The sequence below is a fragment of the Microbulbifer taiwanensis genome (genome assembly GCF_014904815.1).
Lineage (GTDB): Bacteria > Pseudomonadota > Gammaproteobacteria > Pseudomonadales > Cellvibrionaceae > Microbulbifer > Microbulbifer taiwanensis.
This window is the reverse complement of sequence record NZ_JACZFR010000036.1, coordinates 51,446-68,103: the sequence shown is the minus strand read 5'-3', so window position 1 is coordinate 68,103 and position 16,658 is coordinate 51,446. Positions and strand designations below refer to the sequence as shown.

Genomic DNA, 16,658 nt, shown 5'->3' with positions numbered 1-16,658 from the left:
GCCTTTGGCCGCTCCTATTCACATTTTTTCGTCATTCCGGTGCAGGCCGGAATCTAGGTGCCTCGATACTGGATACCGGCCTGGGCCGGTATGACGAACCGATAAATAGCCAGGCACCAGCTAGAACAAACAATTTACCAGGTTGAGTAATGAACCAGATGAGCACCGAATTCAAAGACTTCAAAGTAGCCGACATTTCCCTGGCCGACTGGGGCCGCCGCGAGATCGAAATCGCCGAGGGTGAGATGCCGGCGCTGATGACCCTGCGCGAGAAATACCGGGCCGAGCAGCCGTTAAAGGGTGCGCGCATCATGGGCTGCATTCATATGACCATCCAGACCGCGGTACTGATCGAGACCCTGGTCGCGCTGGGCGCGGAAGTGCGCTGGTCCTCCTGCAACATCTTCTCCACCCAGGACCACGCCGCCGCGGCCATCGCCGCCAGCGGTATCCCGGTGTTCGCCTGGAAGGGAGAGACCGAAGAGGAATACGAGTGGTGCCTGGAGCGCACCGTGGGCGACGACGTAGCCGGCTGGCAGCCGAACATGATTCTCGACGACGGCGGCGACCTGACCGAACTGCTGCACCGCAAGTACCCGCAGATTCTCGACAACTGTCACGGCATTTCCGAGGAGACCACCACCGGCGTGCACCGCCTGCAGGACATGCTGCGCGAGGGCACGCTGAAAGTGCCGGCGATCAACGTCAACGATGCCGTCACCAAGAGCAAGAACGACAACAAGTACGGCTGCCGCCACAGCCTGAACGACGCCATCAAGCGCGCCACCGACCACCTGCTGGCCGGCAAGAAGGCGCTGGTCATCGGTTACGGTGACGTGGGCAAGGGCTCCGCCGCATCCCTGCGCCAGGAGGGCATGATCGTCAAGGTTTCCGAAGTGGATCCCATCTGCGCGATGCAGGCCTGCATGGACGGCTTCGAGCTGGTGTCCCCCTACAAGGGCGGCGTCAACACCGGTACCGCCGACGGCATCAACAACGAGCTGCTGGGCAATACCGACCTGATCGTTACCACCACCGGCAACACCAATGTCTGCGACGCAAATATGCTGAGCGCGCTGAAGAGCGGCGCTGTGGTGTGCAATATCGGTCACTTCGACAACGAAATCGACACCGCCTTTATGCGCAAGCACTGGGAGTGGCAGGAAGTGAAGCCGCAGGTGCACAAGATTATTCGCAACAGCGACACCAACGATCACCTGCTGCTGCTGTCCGAGGGCCGCCTGGTCAACCTGGGCAACGCCACCGGCCACCCCAGCCGCATTATGGACGGTTCCTTCGCCAACCAGGTATTGGCCCAGATTCACCTGTTCCAGGAGAAATTTGCCGAGCTGCCGGCGGACCAGAAGGTTTCCGCACTCTACGTGAAGGTGTTGCCGAAGCAGCTGGACGAGGAGGTGGCCCGCTACATGGTCGAGGGCTTCGGCGGCGTCATCACCCGCATGACTGAAGACCAGGCCAAATATATCGGTGTCTCCGTCGACGGCCCCTACAAGCCGGAAAGTTACAAGTATTAATCAACCCCGAACTGGATGCCGGTACCGGATCAAGTCCGACACAGGCTCTGCGCCGGCATGACGAACTTAGTGTCGTCATTCCGGCGAAGGCCGGAATCCAGAAGACCGGGGAAAGGAAGTGGCATCATGACCGACTCAATTCGCATCAGCTTTGAATTCTTCCCGCCCAAGACCCCCGAGGGCCGGGAAAAACTCTACAAAACCAGAGAAGCACTGCAGGCATTCAACCCGGAGTTCTTCTCCGTCACCTACGGCGCCGGCGGCACCACCCGCGAGACCACCGCGGATATCGTCACCAACCTGCGCCGCGACGGCATCTCCATAGCCCCGCACCTGTCCTTCGGTGGCGACAATGAGGAGACTGTCCTCGGCCTGCTGAAGCAGTACCAGGAAGCGGGTGTCGATCGCATCGTCGCCCTGCGCGGCGACATGCCGTCCGGCATGGGCGCGGTGGCACAGCTGGTCTATGCGAACGAACTGGTCGCCTTTGTCCGCCGCCACACCGGCGATCACTTCCACCTGGAAGTGGCCGCCTATCCGGAAATCCACCCGGAATCCGAGAGCTACGACGACGATATCCGCTACCTGAAGGGCAAGTTCGAGGCCGGCGCCGACAGCGCCCTGACCCAGTACTTCTACAACCCGGATGCCTATTTCTACTTTATCGACCAGTGCGAAAAGGCCGGTATAGACGCACCCATCATTCCGGGCATTATGCCAATCACCAATTTCGCCAACCTGGCGCGCTTCTCGCGCAATTGCGGTGCGGAAATCCCGCGCTGGTTGCGTCATCGCATGGAGAGCTATCGCGACCCGGAGGATATCCGAAAGCTGGGGCTGGAAGTGGTGAGTGATCTGTGTGAAACGCTGCTGGAAGGTGGGGCGCCTGGCCTGCATTTCTATACGATGAATCAGGTGGAGCCCAATACAACCATCCTCAGAAATCTCGGTTTCGGTCAGTGACCAGCGGTAGTGAAGAAGCCCGGCTTTGCCGGGCTTTTTTCCAATGAAATCAATAAATCTACAGGACCACCGCCAGCTACTCCAACAGCGACAACCGCTTGCGTAAAAACCGCACTTCCGTCTCCTGCCGCGCGAGCTCCAGCGCTCTTTCATAGGAAGTCCTGGCGTCCGCAAGTTTCCCCAGCCGCCGGCACAGATCGGCCCTGGCCGCATGGGCCAGGTGATAGTCCTGCAGCTCACCTCCCGAGAGAATATCTTCAACCAGATCCAGGCCGGCCTGGGGGCCGTCGCGCATGGCGATGGCTACCGCGCGATTCAATGCCACCACCGGGGACGGTGACAGGCGGTGCAGCACATCGTAGAGACCGACGATCTGCTGCCAGTCGGTTTCCTCGACACCGGGGGCCTCGGCGTGTACTGCCGCGATGGCGGCCTGTAGGGAGTAGGGGCCAAAGCGCTGCGAGCGCAGGGCGCGCTCTACCAGCTGCACGCCCTCGGCGATCAGGTTTCTGTCCCACAGTTCCCGCTTCTGGTCTTCCAGCAGCACCAGCTCGCCGGCGCTGTCGGTGCGCGCAAGGCGGCGGGATTCGTTCAGCAGCATCAGCGCCAGCAATCCCTGTACTTCCGCGTCGGGTAACAATTGGTTGAGCAGGCGGCCGAGGCGGATGGCTTCGTCGCTGAGCTCGGCGCGGGTCAGTTCCTCGCCGGTGGAGGCCGAATAGCCTTCGTTGAATACCAGGTAGATCACGCGCAACACGCCGTCGAGCCGTTCCGGCAGGTCGCGCCGTGAGGGGACCTGGTAGGGAATACCGGCGCTGCGGATTTTATTTTTGGCCCGCACTATACGCTGGGCGAGGGTGGCGGGGGTCGAGAGGAAGGCGCTGGCAATTTCCTCGGTGGTGAGGCCACAGACCTCGCGCAGTGTGAGCGCGACCCGCGCGTCCATGGACAGCGCCGGGTGGCAGCAGGTGAAGATCAGGCGCAAATGGTCGTCACCCACCCTGTCCTCAGCCCAGTCGGCGGGATCGCCACTGTCGGACTCCAGCTGCTGCGCCATCTCTTCGGTGAGCGGGTCCTGGCGGGACTGGCGGCGCAGCCGGTCTATGGCCTTGAAACGGCCGGTGGATACCAACCAGGCGCGCGGATTGTCCGGCAGCCCCTCCTCTGGCCACTGCCTGAGTGCCGCGGCAAAGGCTTCGTGCAGCGCCTCTTCGGCCAACTCGAAATCCCCCAGCAGGCGGATCAGTGTGGCCAGCACGCGGCGCGACTCAGCGCGATAGATTTCCTCGAGCTTCAACTGTACCGGGCCGGCCTTCGAGTCCGTCATATTCCCGCCTCAAGTCCTTCTTAAATCGAGGCAGCTATTCAATCATTGAATGATCAAAGATAACAGTGATTACCCGGTAATACGCGTGCAAATCTGTGGAGGTCTTGCGCCCTCCACAGATCAAAAAAATTCCACCAGATTACTGGAGAAATCGAGAACCAGTAAGGTTTTACGGTATGGGCTTGTCGCAGTTGACCATCCAGGGAGTACCGAAGCGATCGGTAACCATCGCAAACCTCTGCGCCCAGAAAGTTTCTTCCATGGGCATGATGATATTGCCACCTTCGGACAGGGCTTCATAAATCCGCTCGGCCTCTTCCGGCGTGTCCACGCCGATGGTGATATGCATTCCCTGCGCCGGTTGAAAGGTCGTGGGCGCATCGGAGGCCATAATAATCTGCTCGCCCACTTTCAGCTGCGCGTGCATCACCTGGTCGCTCACCTCGGGGGGCATATCCGCTTCCGGCGGCGCCTCGGCAAAGGTGGACAACACAATAATCTCACCTCCGAGCACCTCGGCGTAAAACTCGAATGCCTCTTTACAGTTGCCGTTGAAATTCAGGTAGGGGGAAAAATTCATAGTCGATTCTCTTGCTTGGTTAATTCCACGATTTGCGCCCTCACCCCTGAAGTAGAGGGTCAGGGAGAGGCGGCACCGATCAAATCCCCCTTCCCAAACCCGTTGACTCGCGCCATCCATGGCGCCCAAATTTGATCTAGTCAAATTTGTCTCCGCAAGTGGGAGAGGGGAGCCGGTCGCCAATCAGACCTGCAGCTGGCGCACTGGCCGCACTTCCACACTGCCGACCCGGGCGGCGGGAATGCCGCTAGCCATCTCCAGTGCCTCATCCAGGTTCCCGGCATCGAGCAGATAAAAGCCGGCCAGCTGTTCCTTGGTTTCGGCAAAGGGCCCGTCGGTAATGGTCACCTTGCCGCCGCGCATACGCACGGTGGTGGCACTGCTCACCGGTTCCAGTGCTTCCGCCGCCAGCATGCGGCCGCTGCCGGCGACCGACTCGGCATAGGCCTGGCACTCGCTGTCCTCCGGACTGTCCGGCAGCGAGTGCAGTTTTTCTTCGTCGCTGTATACAAGACACAGATATTTCATGGTCATCTCCCTGTTTGTTGTATGGTCGGCTCCGGCATCTGCCGAAACCAGGCGCCGGATAACGGCAGTATCACGCTTTGCCAGCAAAGTCGCGACCTGTGCGACGGCCAGATTCAGGTCCCGCGCGCGAACCAGAGCCACCGCAGCCAGCGGCGGGCACGCCACCGGCTGCATTCGATAGTCAGGTATCTGTGGATAAACCAGGCACAGGTATTTCACCACACCCTCTTCGCAGCGGATCTTTCAGCGAATAGTCGTGCCGGGACGAGGGATTTCGACAGGGCGATATTTATTTTTTGGAACTGGCTTTGCAGGGCGCCGCATTCCCTATCTATTGGGAATGCAGCCGAGGTGGTGCTGATGGGGACGGTGCCGATATGGCCGCGGACTGGCGATCGAAGTTCAATATGCGGATCACCAGGCGGCGATTCTTTTTCTGTCCCGCCGGGGTGCCATTGTCGGCAATGGGATCCGTGTCGCCGAAACCCGCGGCCTGTACCCTGTCCCCGGCGATGCCGCGCTCCAGCAGGAAGCTCCGCACCCAGTCGGCCCGCCACTGTGACAGTTTCAGGTTCTTCTCCGCCTCGCCCTCGTTGTCGGTGTGCCCCTCGACGGCGACACGCAGGCCGGGGAAGTCGCGCATGATCACCAGCAGCGCCTCCAGGTCGCCAATGGTATCCATCCGCGGCGCAAAGCCACCGGGCTCGAATTCCAGCTGTAGTACAAAGGTATCGCCGCCGTCCCGTGGTTTCCCACGCAGATAGCGCACCAGCTCATCGGCAAAGGGCGCCGCCGCGCGCGCGGCCTCTTCGCCCTCGCTGGCCTTCACTTCGGTGAGCGGATCCAGGGTGTATTTCTTGTGTGGGTCATAGCAGCCGCCCAGTATCAGGGCGGTGCCCAGCAACAGGCCCGCCGCCAGGGACGGAGAATTGCAGGGGCTGCCCATAGGGGTACTCCCGGTTGGCTGGCGTCGGCAGAATTCTAGTGTCGCCGGCAACTTCCCCACAGGGGCAGATATTCAGAGGAAATTCAGCACCGCCATCAGATCGCTGATCACCCGCGCGCCGGACTTTTCCAGTTGCGGCGCGCGCACCGGATGGGTGCTGTAGCCGACCACCGGCATGCCGGCAGCCACCGCCGCCCTGACCCCGGCGATGGAGTCCTCCACCACCAGGCAGTGTTGCGGCTCCACCCCCATGGTCCGGGCCGCGTGCAGGAACAGGTCCGGATGTGGTTTGCCGCGGGAAACATCTTCGGCACTGAAGATGCGCCCGTCGAAATACTCGTAGAGACCCGTCTTGTTGAGAGTCACGCGCATCTTCTCGTGGGAGCCGGAGGAGGCGACGCAGCTCTGCAGGTTGATCTGCAGCAGGTGGTCGAGCAGGTCCTCGATTCCGGCCACCGAGTCCAGCTCCGCGTGAAACGCCTCGCGAATGCGCCGTTCGGTATTGCCGAAATAGTGGTCCGGCAGCGGGCCGCCGAAACGGGTTTCGATTTCCAGCAGGCAGTCCTGCGCCGGGCGACCGCTGAACTGCTCGTCCAGTTCCTCGGCCGTGGTCTCCATACCCAGCTTGTTCATCTCTTCGGCAAGAATGCGGCAGACAATACTCTCGCTGTCCACCAACACGCCGTCGCAATCGAAGATGACCAGTTCGGTGGCAAACATAAGAGCCCCTAGCTCGCCGAGATAAGCAGAAGGCCGAGCAGAACGCCCACGGCACCACTGACGCGCAGGAAATTCTCATTGCCCTGCGCTATCCGCAGCGCCAGCGCCTTGCTGCGCTCGAATCCGATATGCAGCATATAGGCGCCGGCCAGCACTATCAGTACGCCGAGTGCATTGAAGAGGATATTCCAGGCGCGGGTGTCGGCGATCAGCAGCAGAATCAGGCCGATCACAATGCGCGCCCAGGCGGATACCGCGTAGCCGGTTTCATTCAGGCGCTCACTGATGGTCCGCGCCAGCTGCGGCTGTACGATGATGGCGACAGACAGGGCGATGATCGCCAGGCCCAGCAGCCACAGGATCAGTTTGACCATTGAGTTCTCCATAACTTGGTTTCTGACTAAGGGTAGGGTGCGCCGTGCGCACCAGACAGGGCGAATGGTGCGCGCGGCGCACCCTACAGGTCGCCCCACTGGAACTGCAGTACCGACAGCGCTGCCACCGGCGCCGTCTCGGTGCGCAGTACCCGTGGGCCCAGGCGCAGCGGCACAAACTCCCGCCCCAGGGCGGCGTCTATTTCCGCCTGTGACAGGCCGCCCTCGGGGCCTACCAGCAGTAATGCCGATTCGGGCCGGCCGCGCTCGTTTTCCAGCTGGCGCAGGTCCAGCTCGGTGCGGTGGTGCAACACCAGCTTCAGTTCGCTTTCCGCACGGTCGAGATATTGCGCCAGCTTCAGCGGTTCGGCAATCACCGGCAGGCGGTTGCGCTGGCACTGCTCGCAGGCACTGGCGGCTATCTGGCGCCAGTGTGCGAGTTTTTTCTGCAACCGCTCGCCGGAAAGTTTTACCTCGCAGCGGGAGGTCCACAATGGCTGAATTGCCGTCGCGCCCAGCTCGGTGGCCTTTTGTATCACCCAGTCGAAGCGGTCGCCGCGGGAGATGCCGATGGCCAGGGTCAGCGCCAGGGGCGACTGGCGGTCCCCGTTACTGAAGTCCCCCAGACGCACCCGCGCCCGCTTGCCGGTTTCGACCAGTTCCGCGCTGTACTCGCCGCCGTTGCCGTCGAACAGGACCAGCGGGCGGCCGGTGCCCAGGCGCAACACCTTGACCAGGTGACGGGAGGCAGCCTCGTCCAGTTCCAGTTCGCTGCGGCCGGCCAGAGGCTCGGGGGAAAAGATACGCGGGATGCGCATTCCGGGGAATTCCTTTAATTAGACATACAAAAACGCCGACTCTGAGTCGGCGTTTGATTGGTGGATAGTTTAGGCACTTAGTGTGGGGCCGCGCAATGGACTCGCACGCTCTCCCCCGGCCCCAGTGACTCGCGCCATCCCTGGCGCTCGCCCGCTTCGCGGGCGCCTTCGGCGTCCAAATTTGCTCCAGGCACATTTGTCCCATAAATGGGGGAGGGGAGGTCAGGGCATCAGGTATTTTCCAGGGAAATATGTACCTGCGCCTCGCCGCCCTTGCGGCCCCCCATTTTCTGGCGCAGCACCTCGATCACCTTGTACAGGTTCGGCACCAGGATCAGGGTCACCGCGGTGGCAAAGAGCACGCCGAAGGCGAGGCTGATCACCATCGGAATCAGGAACTGCGCCTGGATAGAGCGCTCGAACATGATCGGCACCAGGCCGATAAAGGTGGTGATGGAGGTGAGGATAATCGGGCGGAAGCGGTCGCGGCCCGCCTGTACCACTGCATCCATCACCGCCATGCCCCCGGCACGCAGCTGGTTGATGCGATCCATCAATACCAGGTTGTCGTTCACCACCACGCCGGCGGCGGCGAGGAAGCCGAGCATGGACATGATACTCATATCGTGGCCCATCAGCAGGTGGCCGAACACAGCGCCGAAGAAGCCGAAGGGCACCGCAGTCAGGATCAGCAGCGGCTGCGAGTAGGAGCGGAAGGCAATCGCCAGCAGCGCGTAGATGGTGAACAGCGACAGCACGAAGAAGGCGATGATGGCGCCGTTGAATTCCTGTTCCTCCTGCATTTCACCGGCGGTCTTCAGGGAGAAGCCGGGGAACTGCTTCTCCCACTCCGGCACCTGCTTCTCGCGCAGCTGCTGCAGTATCTCGTGGGCGCTGGATGTGCCCGGGGTCAGTTCCGCGGTGATGCGCACCGTGCGCTCGCGGTCGGTCCTGCGGATGGTGGTGTAACCGGGCACATAGACGGCGTCCGCCACGGCGCTGAAGGGGATCTCGCCCTGGTTGGTGCGGATACGGATGCGGTCCATCTGCTCCTCACTGGCGCGCTCCTCCTGCGGGTAGCGCACCATCACGCGCACATCCTCGCGGCCGCGGGGAATGCGCTGCACCTCCTCGCCGTAGAAGCCCTGGCGCACCTGCTTGGCCACGTCGGCGAGGCCGATGCCCATATTGGTGGCGTGGGGCTTGAGCTGTATCTCGATATCCTTGCGCGCACTGGTCAGGTTGTCGCGTACGTCGTAGACGCCGGCGTAGCCGTCCAGCGCTTCCTTCACCGCGTCGGCGGCGGCGCGCAGCTCGGCCATGTCGCCGGAGGCGGTGCTCAGGTTTACGGACATGCCGGCACCGTCCTCGCCGATGGTGGCGGAGATATTCATCTCCTCCACGCTGGCGGGTAGCTCGCCGATAAATTCGCGCCAGCGCAGCGCCAGCTGCTCGGAGGTGACATCGCGCTCTTCGCCATCGGTGAGCTGCAGCAGCACGTGGATATTGCCGCGCCACAGGAACACCATGGTGTTTTTCACAAAGGGCACGCCGTTGTTCAGCGCCAGCATGTCCTTGTCTTCCGCCAGCCGGTCGCCGGCGCGCTCGAACTGCTCCATGACCCGCTTGGCTTCCTCGAAGGATTCGCCGGGCGCCATGACGGTATTCAACTCCAGTAGGTCGGAGGGCACCTTGGGCGAGAAGGAGGAGCCGATATAACCGCCCTTGAACACCGCGAAGGAGAGCAGCAGTGCCATCAGGAAGATCATTACCGTGACGCGGCTGCTGCTGAGGGATTTCTCCAGCAGCGGCATATAGTACTTGTCGCCCGCCACTTTCATGGCACCGGCAAACTTGCCGCGCAATTTCTGCAGCTTGACGCCCGCGCCGGAAGTGGCCTGCTTTTCCGGCTTCAGGTTCACCAGGTGCGCCGGCAGAATCAGCAGCGACTCGATCAGTGAGAAGAACAGCGCCAGCAATACCACCACCGGCAGCGACAGCATCATCTGCGCGGTATAGCCGGGCAGGAACAGCATGGGTATGAAGAACACCATGGTGGACACCACGGCGAAGATCACCGGCGAGGACACCTGCTTCACGCCCTCTTCCGCCGCCGCCAGGCCGGTCACGCCGCGGTCGTGGGCCGCGTGCACCGCCTCGCCGACGATGATGGCGTCGTCGACGACAATCCCCAGGATCAGCAGGAAGGCGAACAGCGACAGCATGTTCAGGGTCACGCCGGTCACCGGCAGCAGCCACAGGGCGCCCATAAAGGCAGTGGCGATACCGATGGTCACCCACACCGCCAGCGCCGGGCGCAGGAACAGCATCAGCAGCACGAACACCAGCACCAGGCCGCCGAGGGCGTTGCCGGCCAGCAGGTTCATGCGGCCCTCGTAGGCCTTGGAGAAGTCGAACCAGATATCGAACTCCATACCCGGCGGCAGCTGCTCGCGGGCCTCGGCCATGAATTCCTTGATCGCATCGGCGGTGGCCACCACATCCAGCGGATCCCCCTGCAGCACGCGCAGGTTCATGGCCGGGTTGCCGTTGAAGCGGATCACGCCGCTCTCTTCCTCGAAACCGTCCTCGATATCCGCCACGTCGCCGAGCAGCAGCTGGGTGCCGTCGGCGCGGCTCACCAGCGGGATGCGCGCGAAATCGTCGGCGGTGTAGGCCTGGCCGCGGGTCTGCACCTGGATATCACCGCGGTCGGAACGCACCATACCCGCCGGCAGGTCCAGCGAGGAGCGGCGCACCGCATTGGCGACATCGTCGAAGCTCAGGTTGTAGCGGCGCAGGTCCAGTTCGGAGACCTCGATGGACACCTCGTCGGCGCGATCACCCCAGACGTCCACCTGGCGCACGCCGGGAATCAGCAGCAGCTTGTCGCGCATGTCCAGCGCCGTGTCCTTCAGCTGGCGCTGGGACACGGGGCCGCCGATGGCGATATGCATTATCTGCGTCGACCACTCCTCCAGCGAGACCACCGTGCGCTCGATATCCGCGGGGAAGGTACTGATGGAGTCCACCTGCACCTTGATGTCGTTCAGCAGGCGCAGCTCATCGTAGCCGTCCACGGTCTCTACCCGCACGGTACTGTGGCTGCGGCGGGAGAAGGAGCTCACCTCCTTGATGCCCTTGACGTCGGAGATGGCCTGCTCGATCCGCTGGGTGACCTGTTGCTCCACTTCCGCCGGGCCGGCGCCCGGGTAACTGATATCGACGCGCACTATGCCCGGATTGATGGCCGGGAACACTTCGCGGCCGATATGGGAAATGCCGAATACGCCGCCGATGAGGATCATGATCATCAGCAGGTTGGCGGCCTTACTGTTGCGAACGAACCATTGAATGATGCCCTGCATGATCAGCGCGCCCCCTGCGCGACGCCCGCGGCCGGATTGGCAGCGGCGGCACTGGCGGTCGAGTCGGCATCATCGCCCTCTTCGCCCAGCAACAGGCCGGTCGGCTTTTCGTTCAGCGGATTGGCAGTGATCACCATACCCTCGCGGGAGTAGCCGAGGCTGGATACGATGACGCGCTCGCCCGGGGTGACATCGCCGCGCACCCAGACTTCCTCTTTCACCGCCTGCAGCAGCTGCACATCCTTGAATACCAGTTTGTTCTCCGCATCCAGCACCAGCAGGTGGTCGCCCTCGTGCAGGGCCTGGCGCGGCAGGCGAATGATGTTGTCGAGGGTCTTGCCGGCGATATCCGCCTCGACGAAGAGACCGTTCACCAGCGGTGCCTCGCCCTTGTAGGGGTTCTGTACCTGGGCCACCGCGTAGACGAAACGGCTGTTGGGATCGATGCTGGCCTCGGTGCGCACTATCTCGCCGCGCCACTCGCGCTGCCGGCCGGCGATCTGTGCAGCCAGGCGCACCGCCGGACCATTCTTAATCGACTGGCCCAGGGGCAGGTCCAGCAGGGACAGCTGGTGGTCGGTCAGCGGCAGGCGCACCTCGGCGATACCGGTGCTGTGAATCCTGGCCAGTTTGGTGCCGGGGGTGATGTACTGGCCCAGGTCGACGAAGGTCTCGACCACACGGCCGGCGAAGGGCGCCTGCACCCGGGTGCGCTGCAGGTCCAGCCTGGCCTGGTCGCGGTCGGCGCGGGCGGCGGCCACGGCGGCCTCGGCGGCAGACAGTTGCGGTTGGCGCAGGAAGAGGTCGTTGGCAGCCTTGCTGCCCAGGTCGCGCCACTCGCGCTTGGCCTGCTTGGCGCGGCCCTGCTCCTGCGCCAGGGTGGACTTGGCATTGGCCAGCTGCGCCTCGGCGCGGGTCAGCTGGTGCGCATAGTCCGCCGACTCAATCTGTACCAGGGAGTCACCATCGGCGAAGAAGCCGCCGGGCACGAAGGCATCGTTCACGCTCTCGATCACACCGCCGACCCGCGCCACCACCTCAATCTCGTGGCGCGCGTGCACCGTACCCTGGCTGGGCACCAGCAATGTCTGGCGGCCCGGCTCGGCGTAGAGGACATCGGCCACAGGCGGCACCGCCGCCTCGGCAACTTTTTCCTCAGGTTTCGGTGCCAGGACCGATACCAAGGCTATGGCGGCGACGCCGGCGATAACAACAATCGCCAAAAACTTGTTTTTGTTGGAAATTTTCACAAATACCCTCAACCCGGACAGGACGGAAATTGATCAAAATTTAGCTAGTTGCGCATTCTACTGGAGTTCGACGACGAGGGAAGCCATTTTGGATGCAGGCTGTCGCAAGCGGCTGCACTTCGCCGCAAATGGCCGCAAATAACCAGGCCGCGAGGGAGAGACCGCGGTCAAACCTTTCTCACTGCGCGCGCCTCGCGCATAATGCCCCACCGAATTTGCCCCGTATGGACGCCCCCCGTGCGCCCATGCAGATGTAGAAGCCCGCAGTACGGATTTAAAAACAAGATGCTGGATATCAACGCCCGAATTGCCGAAGAACTCAACGTACGCCCGCAACAGGTTTCCGCAGCGGTGGCGCTGCTGGACGAGGGCGCGACAGTGCCGTTTATCTCCCGCTACCGGAAGGAAGTCACCGGCGCCCTGGACGACACCCAGCTGCGCACCCTGGAAGAGCGGTTGCGCTACCTGCGCGAACTGGAGGAGCGCCGCGCCGCCATCCTCAAGAGCATCGACGAGCAGGGCAAGCTGACCCCGGAGCTGGCGCAGCAGATCAATGCCGCCGACACCAAGAATCGCCTCGAAGACCTCTACCTGCCCTACAAACCCAAGCGCCGCACCAAGGGCCAGATCGCCATCGAAGCCGGCCTGGAGCCGCTGGCCGATGCGCTGTTCGGCAACCCCTCCCTGAACCCGGAAGAGGAAGCCCAGCCGTACCTCAACACCGATAACGAAGACGCCTCCCTGCACGTCAAGGACATCAAGGCGGCCCTCGACGGTGCCAAGTTCATCCTGATGGAGCGCTTCGCCGAGGATGCCGAGCTACTGGGCAAGCTGCGCGAATTCCTCAAGCGCGACGGCCAGGTGAAATCGAAATTACTGGACGGCAAGGAGCAGGAGGGCGCCAAGTTCCGCGATTATTTCGAATACGCCGAAGACTGGGCCAAGGTGCCCAGCCACCGCGCCCTGGCCATCTTCCGCGGCCGCAACGAGGGCGTGCTGGCCATCAGCCTGGGCCTGGAGGACGACGAAGAGCGCGCACCGACCCAGGGCCACCCCTGCGAGACGATGATCGCCAGGCACGTGGAAATCGAGGATCAGGGCCGCCCGGCGGACAAGTGGCTGGGTGAAGTGGTGCGCTGGACCTGGCGCATCAAGCTGCTGACCAGCCTCGAGACCGACCTGATGGGCGAGCTGCGCGAGAAAGCGGAAGAGGAGGCGATCAAGGTCTTCTCCCGCAACCTGAAGGACCTGCTGCTGGCCGCCCCGGCGGGCCAGAAGGCCACCATCGGCCTGGACCCGGGCCTGCGCACCGGCGTCAAGGTGGCCGTCGTCGACGCCACTGGCAAGTTGCTCGACCACACCGCCATATTCCCCACACCGCCGCAGAATCGTATCCAGGAATCCGCCGCGGTCATCGCCGCCCTGTGCGCCAAGTACGACGTGGGCCTGATCGCCATCGGCAACGGCACCGCCAGCCGCGAGACCGACAAATTTGTCGGCGACACCATCAAGCAGTACAAGCTCAGCGCGCAGAAGGTCATGGTGAACGAGGCCGGCGCCTCGGTGTACTCCGCCTCCGAATTCGCCGCGCGCGAGTTCCCGGACCTGGACGTGACCATCCGCGGTGCCATTTCCATCGCCCGCCGCCTGCAGGACCCGCTCGCCGAGCTGGTAAAAATCGAGCCCAAGTCCATCGGCGTTGGCCAGTACCAGCACGACGTATCCCAGACCCAGCTGGCCCGCTCCCTGGATGCGGTGGTCGAGGACTGTGTAAACGGCGTCGGCGCCGAACTGAACTCCGCCTCAGCACCGCTGCTGTCGCGGGTGTCCGGCCTGAGCGCATCCATCGCCAACAATATCGTCAGCTACCGCGACCAGCACGGCGCCTTCAGGAACCGCAACCAGCTGAAAGAAGTGCCGCGCCTGGGGCCCAAGGCCTTCGAGCAGGCGGCGGGCTTCCTGCGCATCAACAGCGGTGAGAATCCGCTGGACAGGTCCGGCGTACACCCGGAGTCCTACGTGGTGGTCAAGCGCATCGCCGAGAAGAACGGCCGCGAGATCAACAGTCTGATCGGCGACTCCGCCTTCCTGCGCCGCCTGAACCCGGCCGACTACACCGACGACAAGTTTGGAATGCCGACGGTGACCGATATCATCGCCGAGCTGGAAAAGCCCGGCCGCGACCCGCGCCCGGAATTCCGCACCGCCCAGTTCGAAGAGGGCGTGGAGGACATCAAGGACCTGCGTCCGGGTATGGTGCTGGAAGGCACAGTCACCAACGTCACCAACTTCGGCGCCTTCGTCGATATCGGCGTGCACCAGGACGGCCTGGTCCATATCTCCGCGATGTCGGAGAAATTCGTCAAGGATCCGCACGAAGTGGTCAAGGCCAACGACATCGTCAAGGTCAAGGTGATGGAAGTGGACGTGGCGCGCAAGCGTATCGGCCTGTCCATGCGCATGAGCGACGAGCCGGGAGAACAGGGCAGCGGCGGCGTCAAGAAGGGCGACCACCGCGAGAGCCGCCAGGCGCAGCGACACAACAACAAGAGTCGCCAGCAGCAAAACAGTGGCGGTCGCGGCAGTATGGGCGACATCCTCGCTGCGGCCATGGCTGGCAAGAAGAAATAGCCCTGGGTATCCGGGCTCGCATGGCTTTTACGATCGCGGTGAGCAGTGCAGCCTTTACCGTCGACCAATAAAAAAACGGATGCGATTGCATCCGTTTTTTATCGGCGCGAAAACCTGCCAGATTATTCGACGCCTTCTTTATCCGCCATATTGACCACCACAGTCGACGGATACTTGTAGAAAGCGTTAGTAGCGCCATCAATAATGCAGGACGCGGTCAGGATGCAGGCATCCCATACCAGGTCCAGCAGCAACCACTGCGCCTGGAAGCTCGGGCTCGCAGAGCCAACACCCTTCTGGCTAGCATTTTCACACTCCACTTCCAGCTGATTGCCGTCTTTATGGATTACGGACGTGGTATTGGCCACAACACGCCATTCACCTTCCTCATTCCGAATCTGACACTGCGTTGACTCTGGAGAGCTGTCATTCAGCGTCGACACCATTATGTCCTGATTGGAGCCATCGAATATGGTGGCGCATCCCCCTAGTGTAAAGGCCGCGGCAAACATACAAGTAGCCAGTGCATTTTTAAGCATTACATTTTCCCAAAGTATTTTTTCTAAACATCCCGACAATACGCCAAAGTCATGGCAGAAAACGGGCGGGCAATACTGTGCTCACAGGTTGAGAGCGTCAAGGGCGGATACATGGTCAATCCACAAATGAGACATACCCAGCCAAAGGCACTGCGGCGTCAACGAACACAGCGCCCAACCCTTTCAACGAAAGCATGGATATTTTCACCGGCATTGTTTCTATGTCGAAAATTAAGCGGAACCGCACAAATTTTGCACTGGAGGCGGTACGCAAAGACGAATCTCGTATTCGCCCTGGCCGATTAACCACTGCCGCCACTATTGAAGTAAGCTTTCATCCGGCGCGCTGGTAAAGTGCATCCGCTTCCTGCTTTCCGGATGGTTGAGGGTCAGCTCCGCCGCGTGCAGCAACAGTCGCGGCGCGGCCGCCAGTGCTTGCGGATGGGCGTAGAAGGGATCGCCGAGAATGGGGTGACCTATCGCCTGCAGGTGCACCCGCAGCTGGTGCGAGCGCCCGGTGACTGGTTGCAATTCCATCAGGCTGCAGTTACGGGCAGCGGCGATTTTCTTCCAGTGGGTCAGCGATGGCTTGCCAACTTCATAGTCCACCTTCTGCCGCGGGCGGTTGGGCCAGTCGCAGATCAGCGGCAGGTCGATTTCCCCCGTCTCCGCTTCCGGCTCCCCCCACACTTTCGCAAGGTACTTTTTCTCTACCAATCGGTTCTGGAAGAGGGCGCTGAGTTTTCGGTGTGCCTCGGGGTCCCGCGCCATCACCACCAGGCCGGAGGTATCCATATCGAGGCGGTGCACTATCAGTGCACCCGGGTACTCCGCCTGCGCCCTACTGGCCAGGCTGTCGCGGTGGGCGGGGTCGCGCCCGGGCACGCTGAGCAGGCCGCAGGGCTTGTCCAGCACTAACAGCGACTCATCGGCGTAGACGACCGCCAGGTAGGGCTTTGTGGGTGGGCGGTATGGCCGCAACTGCTCTCTCCAGCTTCAAACATCTAATAAGACTGCGGCTTTGGTGAAGCCTCAAAATCGATCGCGGCCATGGGCGGATGGCCGCGAACATAGTATCC

The 16,658-nt window shown here is 62.2% G+C and carries 14 protein-coding genes; 3 read left to right on the top strand and 11 right to left on the bottom strand.

The genetic code is table 11. The annotated features are described in order from the left end of the window. Nucleotides 1-149: 149 nt before the first annotated feature. Together ahcY and metF are read left to right on the top strand one after the other, a co-directional pair. A complete protein-coding gene (gene ahcY / locus IG627_RS13910) occupies nucleotides 150-1,535 on the top strand; it encodes an adenosylhomocysteinase (protein WP_193192978.1) in 1,386 nt (461 codons plus the stop codon). 126 nt (nucleotides 1,536-1,661) lie between these two features. Further along, nucleotides 1,662-2,498: a methylenetetrahydrofolate reductase [NAD(P)H] gene (metF, locus tag IG627_RS13905; protein ID WP_193192977.1), complete on the top strand. Its 837-nt coding sequence runs from the start codon at nucleotides 1,662-1,664 to the stop codon at nucleotides 2,496-2,498. A gap of 76 nt (nucleotides 2,499-2,574) precedes the next feature. On the opposite strand, the gene IG627_RS13900 is transcribed toward metF, so the two are convergent. The 9 genes from IG627_RS13900 to IG627_RS13860 form a co-directional block, all read right to left on the bottom strand. Then, on the bottom strand, nucleotides 2,575-3,825 hold the full coding sequence (locus IG627_RS13900) for an RNA polymerase sigma factor (RefSeq protein WP_193192976.1): 1,251 nt from the start codon (nucleotides 3,823-3,825) through the stop codon (nucleotides 2,575-2,577). A gap of 169 nt (nucleotides 3,826-3,994) precedes the next feature. After that, entirely contained in the window at nucleotides 3,995-4,405 is a 411-nt protein-coding gene (locus tag IG627_RS13895) for a VOC family protein (RefSeq protein ID WP_193192975.1), read from the bottom strand. Nucleotides 4,406-4,588: 183 nt separating this feature from the next. Continuing rightward, nucleotides 4,589-4,933, bottom strand: a complete 345-nt coding sequence (locus IG627_RS13890; RefSeq protein WP_193192987.1) for a YciI family protein — start codon at nucleotides 4,931-4,933, stop codon at nucleotides 4,589-4,591. A 331-nt stretch (nucleotides 4,934-5,264) separates the two neighbouring features. After that, on the bottom strand, nucleotides 5,265-5,879 hold the full coding sequence (locus tag IG627_RS13885; protein ID WP_193192974.1) for an OmpA family protein: 615 nt from the start codon (nucleotides 5,877-5,879) through the stop codon (nucleotides 5,265-5,267). A 72-nt stretch (nucleotides 5,880-5,951) separates the two neighbouring features. Beyond that, nucleotides 5,952-6,599: an HAD family hydrolase gene (locus IG627_RS13880; protein WP_193192973.1), complete on the bottom strand. Its 648-nt coding sequence runs from the start codon at nucleotides 6,597-6,599 to the stop codon at nucleotides 5,952-5,954. 8 nt (nucleotides 6,600-6,607) lie between these two features. Beyond that, nucleotides 6,608-6,973: a hypothetical protein gene (locus tag IG627_RS13875; protein WP_193192972.1), complete on the bottom strand. Its 366-nt coding sequence runs from the start codon at nucleotides 6,971-6,973 to the stop codon at nucleotides 6,608-6,610. Nucleotides 6,974-7,056: 83 nt separating this feature from the next. Further along, the gene (locus IG627_RS13870) at nucleotides 7,057-7,791 is read right to left on the bottom strand and encodes a 16S rRNA (uracil(1498)-N(3))-methyltransferase (protein ID WP_193192971.1); all 735 of its coding nucleotides are present in this window, start codon (nucleotides 7,789-7,791) and stop codon (nucleotides 7,057-7,059) included. Nucleotides 7,792-8,021: 230 nt separating this feature from the next. Further along, entirely contained in the window at nucleotides 8,022-11,159 is a 3,138-nt protein-coding gene (locus IG627_RS13865; protein ID WP_193192970.1) for an efflux RND transporter permease subunit, read from the bottom strand. Between the two features lie 2 nt (nucleotides 11,160-11,161). Continuing rightward, nucleotides 11,162-12,409 (bottom strand): efflux RND transporter periplasmic adaptor subunit, encoded by a 1,248-nt coding sequence (locus IG627_RS13860; RefSeq protein ID WP_193192969.1) that lies wholly within the window; start codon nucleotides 12,407-12,409, stop codon nucleotides 11,162-11,164. A gap of 285 nt (nucleotides 12,410-12,694) precedes the next feature. On the opposite strand from IG627_RS13860, the gene IG627_RS13855 reads away from it, so the two are divergent. Then, entirely contained in the window at nucleotides 12,695-15,040 is a 2,346-nt protein-coding gene (locus IG627_RS13855) for a Tex family protein (RefSeq protein ID WP_193192968.1), read from the top strand. Nucleotides 15,041-15,162: 122 nt separating this feature from the next. Here the strand turns inward: IG627_RS13855 and IG627_RS13850 are convergent, their stop codons facing one another. Beyond that, a complete protein-coding gene (locus tag IG627_RS13850; RefSeq protein ID WP_193192967.1) occupies nucleotides 15,163-15,579 on the bottom strand; it encodes a hypothetical protein in 417 nt (138 codons plus the stop codon). A 318-nt stretch (nucleotides 15,580-15,897) separates the two neighbouring features. Then, entirely contained in the window at nucleotides 15,898-16,560 is a 663-nt protein-coding gene (locus IG627_RS13845; protein WP_193192966.1) for an RluA family pseudouridine synthase, read from the bottom strand. Nucleotides 16,561-16,658: the final 98 nt, after the last annotated feature.

Excerpts from the sequence above, each read along its gene's own strand:
- ahcY (WP_193192978.1), top strand. The coding sequence starts at position 150 with ATGAACCAGATGAGCACCGAATTCAAAGACTTCAAAGTAGCCGACATT.
- metF (WP_193192977.1), top strand. The coding sequence starts at position 1,662 with ATGACCGACTCAATTCGCATCAGCTTTGAATTCTTCCCGCCCAAGACC.
- IG627_RS13900 (WP_193192976.1), bottom strand. The coding sequence starts at position 3,825 with ATGACGGACTCGAAGGCCGGCCCGGTACAGTTGAAGCTCGAGGAAATC.
- IG627_RS13895 (WP_193192975.1), bottom strand. The coding sequence starts at position 4,405 with ATGAATTTTTCCCCCTACCTGAATTTCAACGGCAACTGTAAAGAGGCA.
- IG627_RS13890 (WP_193192987.1), bottom strand. The coding sequence starts at position 4,933 with ATGAAATATCTGTGTCTTGTATACAGCGACGAAGAAAAACTGCACTCG.
- IG627_RS13885 (WP_193192974.1), bottom strand. The coding sequence starts at position 5,879 with ATGGGCAGCCCCTGCAATTCTCCGTCCCTGGCGGCGGGCCTGTTGCTG.
- IG627_RS13880 (WP_193192973.1), bottom strand. The coding sequence starts at position 6,599 with ATGTTTGCCACCGAACTGGTCATCTTCGATTGCGACGGCGTGTTGGTG.
- IG627_RS13875 (WP_193192972.1), bottom strand. The coding sequence starts at position 6,973 with ATGGTCAAACTGATCCTGTGGCTGCTGGGCCTGGCGATCATCGCCCTG.
- IG627_RS13870 (WP_193192971.1), bottom strand. The coding sequence starts at position 7,791 with ATGCGCATCCCGCGTATCTTTTCCCCCGAGCCTCTGGCCGGCCGCAGC.
- IG627_RS13865 (WP_193192970.1), bottom strand. The coding sequence starts at position 11,159 with ATGCAGGGCATCATTCAATGGTTCGTTCGCAACAGTAAGGCCGCCAAC.
- IG627_RS13855 (WP_193192968.1), top strand. The coding sequence starts at position 12,695 with ATGCTGGATATCAACGCCCGAATTGCCGAAGAACTCAACGTACGCCCG.
- IG627_RS13850 (WP_193192967.1), bottom strand. The coding sequence starts at position 15,579 with ATGCTTAAAAATGCACTGGCTACTTGTATGTTTGCCGCGGCCTTTACA.